The following is a 13814-nucleotide window of genomic DNA, read 5'->3' as shown; positions in this document are numbered from 1 at the left end:
TTGGGGTGGCATATATGAGCCGTAAGGAATAGCGCCAAGGCGCGCTATTCCGGCAGTTCGGCCGAAGGCAACGGCGCAGCAAGCGTAGCGAGCGAGTACGGTAAATCTGGCCCCCGCAACCAAATAAGCCGCTTAAGTCTTTGACTTAGGTGGCTTTTTCCGTTTATGGGGCAAGCGTTTGACAGCGTGAATCTCCCCTGATATCGTTACACATTCCTTACACATTTTACTGCTCCACTTGTGAAAGGCCTGTTATGACGGAAAAACACACGATTATGGGCGGAAAGGTCTATGTCTACCGCCGCGAAAATTCCAAATACTGGCAATGTTCTACATTCCTTGCCGGAAAAAATCACCGTACCAGTACGAAAGAAGAAAGTCTTTCTCTTGCCAAGCAGTTTGCTGAGGACTGGTTCTTTACGCTGCGCGACAAAGATCGCCAAGGGCTGATCAAAAACGAAAAGACCTTCAAGCAGGTCGCTGATCTCTTTGCCCATGAATATGAAGCCTCGACCAAGGGGGCGCGCAGTCCTAAGTGGGTGGAAGGGCATAAGGCGCGGTTGCGGCTGCACCTCGTTCCCTTCTTTGGTGACAAGGGGCTGTCTGAGATTACTGCCGGATTGATACAGGAATATCGTATTCACCGTATGGAAACCGCTGTGCGTCCTCCGGCACGAAGCACCCTGCATGATGAGATTGTGACTTTGAGCCAAGTGTTGAAAGTGGCAATCCGTTATAACTGGCTGCAACACCTGCCCGATATGTCCCAGCCCTATGGTGCACAGAGCAAGGTCGTCCATCGCCCTTGGTTCAGCCCCAAGCAATATGAACAGCTTTATAAGGCGACACGGCAAAATGCAGCCGCCACAGGGGGACGGCATAAGAAACAAGCCGAAGACCTGCACGACATGATCCTGTTTGCTGCCAATACAGGACTGCGCCCGGATGAACTCTTCAATCTCGAACATCGCGACGTTGAGATTGTTGAGGACGGGGACACGGATGAAACGATCCTTGTGATCGAGGTTCGGGGAAAAAGGGGCGTTGGCTACTGTAAATCCACCAAAGGCGCTGTGCGCCCCTATGAACGGGTCTGTCAGCGCAATGACTTTGAGGAAAGCGACAAGGTCTTCCCCCACAATCACCTGCGCATGTTCAACCGCATTCTGGACGAACAGGGTTTAAAGGTAGACCGTGATGGACAGAAGCGCACCCTCTACAGCCTGAGACACACCTACATCTGCCTCCGCCTCATGGAAGGCGCAGACATCTACCAGATCGCCAAGAACTGCCGCACGTCCGTAGAGATGATCGAACGTCACTACGCCGCCCACATCAAAAACACGCTGGATGCCAGCGCAATCAATGTGCGCAAAGTAAAGAAAAAGCCGAAAGGTCTTTCAGACAAGAAAGACGCAACGGCTGACTACCTAAAATGCCCCTCTCCCGAGCAAGCTGAGGGTCAGGGGAACATGAGTAAATGCCACGCGCATTTACAAGGTCAGGGATATGTGGAGAAATTTGCAAAAATGATCACGTATCATTTTTTGGTGCAAATTTAGAATTCGTCAGGCCATTTTTGCGAGGTGTGCAAAATGCGCAGGACTTCGATATGCTCCGTTGTGAGCTGATAGACAACGATAAAAGGAATATCCTGAAAGACCAGTTCTTTTGTGCCGTTCACCCGTCCTGAGCGCCCCATCTCCGGCATATCGGCAAGCATTTTGGTTTTATCCAGAAGACGCAAAGCCACTTTCTTGGCGGCTTGCGGGTTTTCAGTGAAAATATAATCGCGGATCAGGCGTAAATCATTTTGCGCCGACGAAAGCCAGATAATCTGCATTTAAGGCTATTTCGTAAAGATATCGGCTGTTGGGGCTGGAAGTTCTTTTTCTGTTCCCCATGAGTTCACCCATGCCGCAACATCTTCATGGGCGACAAACGGCCCCCCTTGATCGGCTATTGCCTTGGCCTTGTGAATCTCATCAATCTGCCATTTTTGCACAGAAACATATTGTGCCAGTATGGACGTGGCAAATTCATCCACAGTGGTGTGGGATAATCCTGCCATTTGTTCGAGGTCGTTGAACAGGTCCTCTTTTGTAACGTCGATACGATGAACAGTATGTGCCATAGCTTCTACCTTGTTAAGATCGGTTTTATTATAGGGATATAATCGCCCTTTGGCAATTTTTGAGAAATCACAAAGGATGTTTGGCAATCTCCCCTCTTAAATGCTCGACGGTTGCTTTCAAATAAATGGAAGTAGTTGCAATGTCACTATGGCCCATCATCTTCTGAATGCTGAACAGGTCGCAGCCGCTTTGCAGCATAAGCGTTGCAAATGTATGACGTAGAACGTGGGCTGTAAAACTCACTTTGCTTAAGACCCTCAGCTTTTCGATTAGCCGTTTAATCACATTGTCGCCCATTTTGTCTTTGTCTTGAACCGAGGTGAAGAAATATGGAGAATTGGGATTCAGTTTTCGCCGCTCTGTCAGATAGGCTTTGAAAATCCGAATTGCCTGTGGGGCAAGCGGAATCAAACGGTCTTTCTCCCCCTTTCCTCGACTGACGAACAGGGTTTGCGCTTCCAAGTCGATGTGCGTGAGTTCGAGGTTATAGAGTTCGTTTAGGCGCACTCCTGTATAAAGGAAGCAGCCGATAATGGCGGTGGCTCTGGTGCGTTGAAAGCGGGTTGGATATTCCGCATTTTTGGCGTAAGTCAGCAGAAGTTGGGCTTCTTCCTGTGAAAGAGCCTTTGGAAGTCGTTGTGGGAGTTTGGGACGTGGAATTGATTTTGTGTGGTTTTTAGAAATGAGTTCTTCACCTACACACCAATCCAAAAAGGAACTGATTGCCTGAAGGTGATTTCGAATGGTCTTTGCCGACCAGCCTCTTTCAGATTGCCCCTGTAAAAGCCAGTGTTCCAAATGACGTTTACTAATTTGATTGGGATGGTCAAGCAGTTGGAACTGCATGAACGTGTTGAAACAACTTTCCAGCCATTGAATGCCTCTTGGTGTTCGCCCTTTGAAGGTTTTGGAATACTGGCAAAATTGCCGATGGAGTTTACGGATTTCTGACATAAACAAAAATTAGGAGGTAAATCCTGAGATTATCTCCTAATTCGAGTGCCTATCGGGCAATGCCCGATGGTCGGTTGTGCTATATGTGAATAGCCGTTTTTGGCTTTCTATTGCCATTTGGTTGCGGAGGCAGGAATTGAACCTGCGACCTACGGGTTATGAGCCCATCCACCATTTTTTAAAGCCTTGTTTTTGGCTTATTTAAGCGGAAAATCGCACGATTTCGAATTTTTGGAAGATAAATCTCAGCGCCCATAGGGCACCTAAATTTTACCGAACCCGCCTCCCAAAAAGCAAGGTCAAATGAGCTGGGCATTTTTCATGGTTTGCTGCATTTTCTGTGTCGAGATAGAAAGATAACGCTGTGTCGTCTTGATGCTTTCGTGTCCCATCTCTTCCTTGATGCAAAACAGATTGATTTCGGCTTCCAAACAGAGCTTGGCATAAGTATGGCGCAGCATGTGCGGTGTGAAGTAAATGCCCGATGCAATCTGGATTTTGCGCACAATGTCCTGAACGTTCTTCACTGTTAGAGCCTTATCCGATTTAACACTGGCAAAAAACGGCAAGTGCCGGGGCTTGCCGCCTCTATGCTGGGCATATTCCTTCAGGCGCAGGATCAATTGCTGGGGCGTATGCACCACACGATCCTTATTGCCTTTTCCTTGAAGAACGGTGATCTCGCCTGTGTGCAGGTTTACGTCCTCAAGGCGCAGGTTGAGGACTTCCTGAAGGCGCAAACCCGCCAAGATCATGATGGAAAGCAGAGCAACATTACGGGGGCGCTCAAGGGCGTAGCGCCAGTTCAACCATTCAGCCGCATGGAGGATCGTTTTGACCTCTTCCCGGCTGATAGCACGAGGAACGGGCTTGGGCAGTTTCGGCTTGGCAACCTGTAAGATCGGGTTGCTTGGCAGGTAGCCTTTCTTGAGCGCCCAATCGAAATAGAATTTGAAATTCTGCCAGTGGTTTCGATAAGTCTTGGGCGACCAAGCCCGCTCCCCCATTTGCCGGGTGAGATAGTCTTCAAGAAGGCTGGCGGTGCAATCGCTTATATCCTCGACCTTACTGGCGGTCATAAACATGGTCAGCGTTGCAATGACCGCCTTATAGGTCTTGATCTTGTTACCTCTAGCAATCAGGAAATGGGATTTGAAGCCGCCGAAGGTATCAGTGATTTTCATTAATATTCCGAAGCTAATAGCACCGTCATCACCCGTTCTGTAATGGTCGGATCGGTTGGGTCTTCTGAGGCGTATTGAAGCGACTTATCGTAATAATCCATCTTGAAATTGATGCGCTCTCCGTCAACGGTGAGGGCGGCGAAATCGTGTTCGCCGTAAGGGTCATTATCCTTGGTGAAGTCGGAAAATTCCCGAATAGCTTTGAAGATGTTTGTTCGGGTTTCCGTTGAGAGAGATTGAATGCCTTGGGTGATCATCACCCGACCGCCGATGCCTTCTTTACGAAGCAAATCATTAAGCTGGGCAATTTTGTTTGGGGTTTCCATAAAAAGAAAAGTTAAGGGATGGAAAAATGATGCATGATTACTGAAAGTTCACATCGCGTAGGAGCTTATCGACGAAGAGTTGGTAGTATCTCTTTCGTGATGACTTTTTATGTTTGATTTTGATGTAGCCGCGTTTTTGCAAGCCCTCTATGGCGAGGTCTTGAAGGTCGAGATCAAGCGGAGCGTGATGGAAGCGTTCGGCAAGGCTGAGATAAAATGACCCGTCCGTTTTCAGCTTCTGTGCCTTGGCAGCTTCGGCGTATTTGTGGACGAGATAGCCGAACATCACGGATTCATCCAGTGTGATTGGTTGGCGATGAAATGAAAGTTTGGGCATGACAAGTGAGTTAATGAATATTTGCCCTGAGTGTATGGGCAGGACGGTTGGAATTTGGTGGTAAAAGTCACTGGATTTAATCAGGAATTAATGGGGTTGGCATAAGGTTGGAAATATCCCTTAATTTTTCCCCCATGAATGTCCTGATTGTTGAAGACCGACCCTCAGTCGCTCAAGCCATTGCCCAATGTTTTGATGGTGTTGATCTGATCACAAAAGTGCAGATCGCCCATAATTTTGAGACGGCAAGCTCTCGAATGCGCAAGAAACATTATGACGTGTTCCTGCTCGATATAAACCTTGACGGTTCACGCAATGGGCTGGAACTGTGCAAACACATCCGCCAAACCAATAAGGAAAGTTTGATCGTTTTTATCAGCGGCTTCATTCGAGATGAAATTCTGGAGCAGCTTTATGCAGCCGGTGCAAACGACTTTATCCGCAAACCCTTTGTGCGCAAAGAAATCCGCCTCAAGGTTGTTCACTGGTGGAATTTCATCAAGGCAGGATGGACAAAGAAGCCCTGCCTTGAATATCACGATATGAGCTATGACCTTGAACGAAGCATGTTCACGATCAACGGCAAAATCATTCCTCTGACGAAAGCCTTAAGGCGGTTGTTGATCCTTTTCTTGCAAAACCCTGCAACCATCATCTCCTATAGCCGTATCCAGCGGGAAATTTGGGGCGACCATGATACCAGCATGAAAAACCGGGATTTCAAGGGGCGTCTTTTTGAACTGAGAAAACGCCTTCCTGCCTCACATAAGAACTGGATCAAAAGCGAGGCAGGCGAAGGTTACGTGTTAAGCAGAGCGGATTAAAAATCCAGCTCTGCTTCATTGGCGATTTGATATGCTGTGTGCTCAAAGGCGAACCAAGCAAAAAAGTTTTTTAGATCGTATTGAACTTCAATGGCACAGCCAATTTCTTCTTCGAAAGACTGACGTAATTCTTCGATCTCATAATAGTATTGATCGTAGAAGGCATGGGTATCGGAATAGTAAATCATTTCTGGTACGCAACCGCAAACGCAGCCATAATTAAGAATATTGGAAAGATAGTTTTCAGGTGCATCGTGATCCATGATGATTTGCGCGATATGAGCTTTCATGGAATGCGGATCGTTTTGAATAATGTCATCAAGAACAGTGATAAGCCGGGATTGTTCTGTTGCGGTTGTCATAATGAAAACGGATTAAGGAATAAGAACACCGCCCCAAAGCCCTCAGATAGAACGAAAAAGGCAAGAAGGAACTCGCAGAGGCAAATTCTTGTCCTTTTGAGTGTTGAGGGCAGGTTTGGCGTTGTTCACTTCCGTAAGTTCGTTTATTTGGCAAATTCAGAAACAGCACGGCGAAATAAATGTTCTTATTATGTTCTTGACTGGGCCGTCCCCATATGCCATATAGAATGCAGTCAACAGGAGAAGTGCGACCAGTGTGTCCCTTCTCCTTTTTTCTTTTGAGTAAGCCGCTTTCCAATCCATGGGAGGCGGCTTTTTTCGTTTTACCTCTATGAAATAAGGAGATTGAACATGGGAATGTTTGATCAATGGAAAAACATCTTCTCGGTTGGAAATACGATCAGCCAATCATCCAACACACAGCCCGATGATGTTTTGAAAACCAAATCAGCGTTGGCGCAAACAGGTGATTATAAAGTTCCTGATTTTGGCATTACCGATATTCCCGATATGGGGATGATTGATGGTTTGAAGAAGTTTCAGAAAAAGAACGGCCTGAAAGTCGATGGTGTCATGAAACCGGGAGGCCCCACAGAATCCAAACTCGGTGAGACAATGGCAAATCAGGGCGTCTCTAACACTGGCTTATTGGAGGTTGCGAAACCCAAATCTAAAGTACCTAAAATTGACCCTTTGACAGGCTTGCCCGAAGTTAAAATGCCAAAGCTGAAGAAGCCAACCGCCAAAATGTGGGAACAGGTGGCACAGCAGCAAAAGCCGAAAGCAATCCCTTGGTTCCAATCATCAAAGATTAAACCTGTGGAGGATGAATCTCATTCTGCCAACACCCGAACAATGGATGGTTTGTTGCAGTATTCCAAGAACGGTTCATTACCCGCGCTGTACGCTGACAGCCTAAAAAATGGCGATGAGAAAGCAGTTCATGAATACGCCAATTTTATGCAGCAACTCAGTGGTCGAAAAGGAGAGCGCGTAGAGGGTTTCCATCAAGAAGTTGTCTCTCGATTGCCTGAAAACGTAAAACAGGTTTTTGCACAGTTGGAGATGGACAATGACGGAAATGAAGCGACGATGGGAACGAATACTGAGTCACAATTCTCTGAGCGGGTCGCAGCACAATCAGCAGAAAACGTTCAACGGGGCAAAGGCACTTCTGAAAAGAACGATGAAAACACAGAAGATAAAAAGGGAGAAAATGAAGGAGATGTAACCGTTGCTGGTGGGGATGACGATGACGGGAAATGTGATCAGAAACAAGCTGAGTATAAAGCCCGTAAAGAGGAATATGATTCCTATGAAAATGCAATCTCTACATTGGATGGAGCAATCGAAGATTTAGAGAACGACATTGAAGATTATAAGGGAAAAGACCCGTCATTTTTTGATTTCGAATGTAGAAAAAAAGTCAGGGAATTTATTAAACTTGTAGAGCTCTATAATATTTTCTTTGGTAAAGGAAAAGCTGTATCAAAACTATTGAAGCTGAAACTTGAATGGCTAACAGTAAAGGCGTGTTCAGATAGTAAAGCAGCAGAACGTAAACGCCAATTTATCGAAGATATGGAAAGTGCGTTAAATGGATTGATATCAACTCGAGATGATATCGAAGATGCACTTCCTGACAAGGAAACGGAAGTTAATGATGCACTAGATGCGTTGGGTGACTGTAAGGACAACGCTTAGTTCTTCATGTATGGAGGTGTCCAACGTTTGTTGGGCCCTCCACTCATTTTCCACCCGCCTTTGGGCATAATCATTACGTCAGGGTATTTATTTTCCTTAACCATTTTTTTGATGATTTGTAATTCGTCATTACTGAGGAGAGGTGATAACCGTTTTAGAGGGATACTTATATCTGCTCCTTCCCATTGAGCAGCATGAAGCCAAAAAGCACTTTTAAAAGCAGATTTTTCAAGATTCACTCCACGTTCGAAATGGTCTGCTAGATATAGCATTGCAGGACGTAACCCTATTTGAGCTTCACGAAATAATTGCTCATACTCAAATTCTAATGTGCCTCGATCTACATTATGTAAAACAATATCCATCCGGTATTGAACACGTCCATTCCATCCAGGGTACTTTTGCCAAGCACTGTTCCAAGCACTGTTAAGATGTTTGTTTTTTATTGTTTGGGCATATGCATAGATTTCGGAAACAGGTTTCCAACGAATAGAAACGACTTTGTTCCGAGCTTTATCTAGTTCGTTCAGAATTTTATCGTTGCTGCCATTAATTTCCAGAAATTGAATGTTTGCTCGCATGTAAGCCGGACTGTATTCAAGAAACATTAGTTGGAGTAGGTTTTGTAAATCTGCATCAAGAAACTCTCCAGAATTATAAGCGGTCATAACTTTTTTTAGCACGGGATGCGGTACAGATACTTTGCTTTCGGATTGAGTAGCTTCCATAAATAACTTGTCAGTGCTTGCCAACCCTACAACTGGGGTCTGAGTGACAACAAACAAAAAAACAAAAAGTAAAATTAAATGTTTCATCTGCAATTCCTTGATGCAATTCCATTTCATAATGCACTATGGAAAGGCCAGAGGGAATATTCTATTTGCAATTTTTGGTGATTGCCTTGCGAGAAGAATTCGGCATTTGTTAAAATGTTGATGCTACATTCAATGTCAATTTTCAAAAGGTATCCTAAGGGGTACTTCATCCATTTTGGAAGTTGATGAATGTAGCGTTCTCACACGAAGTATCCCTTAACTTGCCAATCATGGAAAATCGGGAAAGCCAAATCAATCTGGCGCTCAGTGAAATCTACGGTGGTTTGAGTGTCATTCGTTTTCTGACGGAAGAATATGAAGGCAAGATCAATACAGACGATCTCACCCTTTTTGAGAATAATGTCCTTCTTGCCAAGAAATATGCCGATGAACTGGCGGAAATTGCAAGAGGGGGAAGGTGGCTATCCTAGGAAACCCGCTGACCAATTGTCGTCATCATGATATCAATGAGTCCATCTTGAAAAGCTTCTTCTAAAAGCCCAGAAACCCGGGCGTTCTTATCTTTAAAATATTTGTTTTTGAAGTTAATTTGAAAGTCAGTTCTTCCGGGAATATGAAAGGCTTCAAAATTCTCTTTATGAGGGCTCATTCTTAAGATGTCTGTGAATTTATCATTATATTTTTCTAAGTCTCTATCTTCTGTAATTCGAATTTGAGTAGAAATTGAATATGCTGATTGAGCTTCTGTCGTCACGTTTGCTGCCACAGGAATCATATTAGGAGAGAAAAGTAGCTCTGTTCGTTCAACCATAAAGTCTTGATATAAGGCATTTTGAATAGCAAAGATGTTTTGGAGCCGTTTTTGGTTGTTCTCTTGATTGTCGAATGAAAAATTTTTCTCGTAGAATACAAGGACAATATCTCCCCATCCTTCACATAAGAAGGCAGTATCGAATTCTCCTAAAAAATATATGGCCTGTTCCAAATTATGGGGAGAGTCTTGAGTGGGGGCAATGTTCAGTTCTGCAGATTTAATCAGCCTTGCAAGTAAATCTAGCCTCGTGGCGCGTTCATTTACTACGATTGATAGAGCTGCTAAAAATGTGAATTCAAACTCATTTGGACATTCAGATTCATCAAACGAACTTTTTTGAAAAAGTGGAATATTACCGTTCAACCGTGTCGAGACAGTTAATTCCCGGCGAGTGAAAAAAGGAAGAAAATCAAACGAGTTGATCTCTTTAGCCGCAAGGCTGTTTTTAAATTTTGGTAATGAACAGCGTACAAGAGGATTAGCTTGCTCAATCATTAAGGCATCTTGTCGACCTAAAACAGGTTCGTACCAATGTTGCTTACCATTTGATTGAAATTGATAAGATTTGGTTAGAGAGGATTGGTAGAGACTAGCTCCAGGTTGATTCTTGCGTGGACCAGAAATTGAAATGCGACTTAGTAAGCATGTCTCGATTTTTTTTGGGAGATCATTTGAATCATATCCCATTGAACGAAAAACTTTTTTATGTAAAGCAATACTGCCGTCGCTAGTGTGTGAATGATGCTTAAGGTACTGAGATAGAGGAAAAAAAACTGAATTAGGTGGAGATTTTTGTAGAATTTCACTCAGTTGTTCAAGCTTATAGCCTTGCAGTTTTCCTAATATTCGTTTTTGGATAAAACGGTCAGATTGCTTTTTTCTAGAGACTTCGAAAGAAATGAGCGAAAGAGCTCCAATTTCTTGAATCTGGCTTAAAACTTCTGACTTCTTATCTGCATTATATTTTGTTTCCGTAAAAATTTCACACGCGGAAATCAGATTGTCAATTTTCTGTCTATCCTCTGCTCCTGCTGTTTTCCAAGTTTCAATTTTTGAAACGATTTCCCCTGCATCAAATTCTTTACTATCGGACGCTTGTATATGCTTGATTGCTCTTAGAGTTGTTGTCAATCGATCAGATGCTGTTCTGTAGTGCCAAAGGTAAAACTCCAGCCCGACAGAATATATCTCCCTGCCTAGAGGCATGCTATTGTGCATGCGGCTAATCCAGTCGGTATTTCTGTGTTCTATGTTGTCATTTGATAAGAAATCTTTATTAATAAAGTCTAATGCTCTGGAAATAGAACATTGCCATGGAATATCATGTATGTGTGTGAAAAGATTAAGCTTTTGAAGTTGGCTTGATGACGGTTTAGAGAGAGTAGTTGAACAATTATTACTGATATATTTATCAAAATAAAAATTCGATAAGAATGCTATAACAAAAGGCTTTGTTATTTTGTCCCTATTTATCGGTTTGAATTTTTCTAGACTTCCGCCGTTCTTTAATTCTTCAAAAGCCTCTTTTTCTTCCATAGATAATGTTTCAATAAAAGCATTAACACTTTGGTCAAAAAGAAAACTTTTATCTCTGCAATTTGATAAATATTTCAGGTAATCTTTGAAAGTATGGGATTTGAACAACTCGTGGAGGAATCTATCGTCTGATTTTTTTTCTTCTATCCAGCAATTGATTAGAAACTCCCGTATTTCTTCATTCAAGGGCTCCATATGCTGTGGGTATTTTCTGATTAAATTTTCGTTTTTTCTAAAATGTTCAGGTGAAATTTCCTGATTAATTTTCTTTGCCTCTTTTGCAGCATCTGAATCTTCAACAATTTCACATAGTCGATCTGCTAATAAAATCCAATAGCGGTAAATTTCGCTATATCTGCCATGTGAGGCAATACGACCTATATGTTCAACTAAATAATTGGCAATGCTTTCAATTCCATCAATAACAGTATTTGTTAAACTGCAGCAATCTGAAGCTTTTGTTTTACGTACCCAAGTACATACAACTCTGAGTCTGAGATACCATTTTTTTTCAAGATCGTGTCGAGGGTTGCTTTCTTTTAAATATTTGGCGGCATCTAAGTCAAAACGATCTATGGGGGCATGAAATAAAACCTCTATACCAGAAGCAAGAATTTCATAAAACATTGCGACTAAATATGCAGTTCCTTTTGAGCTGGCGGCTAATATATCTGCAGTGATTTCACGAATTATATAATCTGGAAGGTGCTTTTTATCCACTCGTGGGTCTTCACGGCTTAAACCAGACCTTTCCATTGAAAAATGGAGTTGTTGTATCAAGCTACCAAACCGATCTTTAGGTTCTTTCAGGCTTCGTGAATCTAGGTAGCCATATCGTTCATAAATAGCGTTATGAGCGACCTCGTGAGCAATTATGGGCTGTAGACTTGGTTGTTCAGGAAGCCAAAATGAGCTGTTAATGAAATGAATATTTTGTAATAAGTCAGTTTTATTTTCACGCTTAGGTTCGTTGGGAACCGACGATGTAGACGGACGGGTTTTTATTTCGTCTTCAAAAACATGACAACTCGATGTGTAGGAGTGCGCCCAACGGTGCATTACAATAGGTGCTCGAGATTTGGCTGCTCCAAATCGTTCCCCTCGCTGGGGGGCTCCAATTTTTTCTAAAAAATCTACAATTTGGTTTCCAATATCTCGTGCACTTTCTGATAAGAAGGCGGTATAAATACCTTGCTCTCTTCTTCGTCCAAGCATCGGTCTGGGATTGTCTTGCAATGACATATCCATGGATTTTTCAAGTTGTGCTTGTAAATCTCCAAGGTTGGTTACGTATCTTCTGGCTCTGGCGACAACGGCGCTACGAACCATCAAAAAATGAGAAATTGAGCCTTTATCAAAAGGCAATTTAGAGGAGTAGAGTCCAAATGCCTTATATCCCCACCAGCATAAAGCCAACTTATCTCTTAAAATATTCCGTTTAATGATTTGCGATGAGCAAAGATTGTAATAGTGTCGGCGTAAATCATTGCTCCATTCTCCGTTTTGGCGAATATCATTGAGCCGATGCGTGATTTTATCGTATTCTTTCCAAAACGGGTCTCTTGGGGTAACTGATTCTAATTTGTTGGGGCAATTGTGATTGTCTCCCGTTTGAACTTTGTTTCCTCTGAAGGAAGGGTACTTAGGACACCAAAAGTGAGCAAGTTGCCGAATGTCAGCTAGAGAAAAATCTGGCTTCTTAAAGAGCTCGACCCAATCAATTATAATCTCTTCGTCATTATTTTTGAGATCTGGACATTTTCCCCAAATGTATTTTTCTTCTTCTCGCAAAGGAGCATATAAGCTTGATTCCCGTAATGAATGACAAATATTAATCTGTAAATGGCGAAATTCTAGGAGAAGGGTATCTAGTCTCTCGATAGCATCAACCCATGCTAAAAATGACATTGTGAAAAAGGGCTTATCTTGGGAATTCATGAACTTAACCGTGTTTGATTTAATTTTTTACTCTTATGGATATGTAGCAAGGTTATTTAATTATTGCCATGAAAATTGCAGTTAAAAGTAGCGTTGGCATTTGCAAGATAACGCCTGACCATCTTTGGCCGATAGCATTTCTAAAGTAGTCATATTCACTTAGGTAAGAAGTCGCTAATTCTGGAAAATGTAAACGCTCTATATCTTCGGGTCTGAGGCCTAAAAGGTTTCTTATTCTATGCAAATTGAAATATATGAATAAACCGGAGGCAAACCACCAAGTGAAACCAAAATATTTAGCTATATCTTTATCGAATATATCTAGGAAATAAAATAGCAATCCACAGAAAAAGCTCGACCAAACAGGAAAGCAATAATACATGACGAATCTGCGAAATCCAGTACCTGTCCAGCCAGGTAAATATGCGATATTCTTATCGCTAAAAAAGTCGCAAGTGGCAGCGCGAATGTAACTTTCTTCAGTACTTCCAGAAGGTCTCCATTTTGTAGGGCAATGAATGTTGCTAAATGGTAAGAGGATATGAAAAAATAAATACCAAGAAAATTTCAAACACTTATCATGTTTTTGTGCAGGTACTTTCTGAAACCATGGGGTTAAATGACTTGGCCAGTTGTGCCAAGCGTTAAATAAAACTGGAATTCGGAAGCAATAAAATACTAAAAATATTGGAAATATATAAAAACTGAAAAATGTGATTGTCGTATTGGATAGCCAATCAAGAGATTTCAGAAACGCCCAAAAAGTTACTCCATTAGGAATTTGGCCATATATAAAAAATAACGAAACTAGGGCCTGTTGACAATTATCTCCCCGCAATGATGGCGGCAGCCAGAAACCAATTGGCTTTATAGCTTTCATCGGTTTTGTCATAGCGGGTGGCTATCCCTCTGAATTCCTTAATC

The 13814-nt window shown here is 42.7% G+C and carries 13 protein-coding genes and 1 pseudogene; 4 read left to right on the top strand and 10 right to left on the bottom strand.

Features of this window, described 5'->3' with window-relative positions; genetic code table 11:
- Nucleotides 1-254 precede the first annotated feature (254 nt).
- Nucleotides 255-1562: a tyrosine-type recombinase/integrase gene (locus IEW74_RS16315; protein ID WP_229734396.1), complete on the top strand. Its 1308-nt coding sequence runs from the start codon at nt 255-257 to the stop codon at nt 1560-1562.
- On the opposite strand, the gene IEW74_RS16310 is transcribed toward IEW74_RS16315, so the two are convergent.
- From IEW74_RS16310 to IEW74_RS16285, 6 genes are all read right to left on the bottom strand, one after another.
- Nucleotides 1559-1843 carry a type II toxin-antitoxin system RelE/ParE family toxin gene (locus IEW74_RS16310; RefSeq protein ID WP_188667100.1) on the bottom strand — a complete coding sequence of 95 codons (285 nt, stop codon included), beginning with the start codon at nt 1841-1843 and terminating at the stop codon, nt 1559-1561. The two genes, IEW74_RS16315 and IEW74_RS16310, sit on opposite strands and share 4 nt — an antisense overlap.
- A 6-nt stretch (nt 1844-1849) precedes the next feature.
- Nucleotides 1850-2134 carry a hypothetical protein gene (locus IEW74_RS17445; RefSeq protein ID WP_229734395.1) on the bottom strand — a complete coding sequence of 95 codons (285 nt, stop codon included), beginning with the start codon at nt 2132-2134 and terminating at the stop codon, nt 1850-1852.
- Nucleotides 2135-2201: 67 nt separating this feature from the next.
- On the bottom strand, nt 2202-3089 hold the full coding sequence (locus IEW74_RS16300) for a tyrosine-type recombinase/integrase (protein WP_188667098.1): 888 nt from the start codon (nt 3087-3089) through the stop codon (nt 2202-2204).
- A gap of 299 nt (nt 3090-3388) precedes the next feature.
- Nucleotides 3389-4273 (bottom strand): tyrosine-type recombinase/integrase, encoded by an 885-nt coding sequence (locus tag IEW74_RS16295; RefSeq protein WP_188667096.1) that lies wholly within the window; start codon nt 4271-4273, stop codon nt 3389-3391.
- A complete protein-coding gene (locus tag IEW74_RS16290) occupies nt 4273-4599 on the bottom strand; it encodes a DUF3768 domain-containing protein (protein ID WP_188667094.1) in 327 nt (108 codons plus the stop codon). Before IEW74_RS16290 ends, IEW74_RS16295 begins: the two co-directional genes overlap by 1 nt.
- A 37-nt stretch (nt 4600-4636) precedes the next feature.
- On the bottom strand, nt 4637-4936 hold the full coding sequence (locus IEW74_RS16285) for a hypothetical protein (RefSeq protein ID WP_188667091.1): 300 nt from the start codon (nt 4934-4936) through the stop codon (nt 4637-4639).
- A 107-nt stretch (nt 4937-5043) separates the two neighbouring features.
- On the opposite strand from IEW74_RS16285, the gene IEW74_RS16280 reads away from it, so the two are divergent.
- Nucleotides 5044-5760, top strand: a complete 717-nt coding sequence (locus IEW74_RS16280) for a response regulator transcription factor (protein WP_188667089.1) — start codon at nt 5044-5046, stop codon at nt 5758-5760.
- On the opposite strand, the gene IEW74_RS16275 is transcribed toward IEW74_RS16280, so the two are convergent.
- The gene (locus IEW74_RS16275; protein WP_188667087.1) at nt 5757-6122 is read right to left on the bottom strand and encodes a DUF7222 domain-containing protein; all 366 of its coding nucleotides are present in this window, start codon (nt 6120-6122) and stop codon (nt 5757-5759) included. The two genes, IEW74_RS16280 and IEW74_RS16275, sit on opposite strands and share 4 nt — an antisense overlap.
- Before the next feature lie 351 nt (nt 6123-6473).
- Here IEW74_RS16275 and IEW74_RS16270 point away from each other — a divergent pair, with 351 nt between their 5' ends.
- Nucleotides 6474-7826: a hypothetical protein gene (locus tag IEW74_RS16270; protein ID WP_188667086.1), complete on the top strand. Its 1353-nt coding sequence runs from the start codon at nt 6474-6476 to the stop codon at nt 7824-7826.
- Here IEW74_RS16270 and IEW74_RS16265 read toward each other — a convergent pair.
- Nucleotides 7823-8641 (bottom strand): hypothetical protein, encoded by an 819-nt coding sequence (locus tag IEW74_RS16265; RefSeq protein ID WP_188667084.1) that lies wholly within the window; start codon nt 8639-8641, stop codon nt 7823-7825. The genes IEW74_RS16270 and IEW74_RS16265 overlap by 4 nt on opposite strands.
- A 185-nt stretch (nt 8642-8826) precedes the next feature.
- On the opposite strand from IEW74_RS16265, the gene IEW74_RS16260 reads away from it, so the two are divergent.
- A complete protein-coding gene (locus tag IEW74_RS16260; protein WP_188667082.1) occupies nt 8827-9072 on the top strand; it encodes a hypothetical protein in 246 nt (81 codons plus the stop codon).
- Here IEW74_RS16260 and IEW74_RS16255 read toward each other — a convergent pair.
- Both IEW74_RS16255 and IEW74_RS17440 read right to left on the bottom strand, forming a co-directional pair.
- The gene (locus IEW74_RS16255) at nt 9069-12890 is read right to left on the bottom strand and encodes a hypothetical protein (RefSeq protein ID WP_188667080.1); all 3822 of its coding nucleotides are present in this window, start codon (nt 12888-12890) and stop codon (nt 9069-9071) included. The two genes, IEW74_RS16260 and IEW74_RS16255, sit on opposite strands and share 4 nt — an antisense overlap.
- A gap of 824 nt (nt 12891-13714) precedes the next feature.
- Nucleotides 13715-13814 (bottom strand): annotated as a pseudogene (locus IEW74_RS17440) (IS5/IS1182 family transposase); the annotation flags it as partial.

This window comes from Terasakiella brassicae (assembly GCF_014641495.1).
Lineage (GTDB): Bacteria > Pseudomonadota > Alphaproteobacteria > Rhodospirillales > Terasakiellaceae > Terasakiella > Terasakiella brassicae.
The sequence above is the reverse complement of the archived record's forward strand: the minus strand, read 5'-3'. Positions and strand labels throughout refer to the sequence as shown.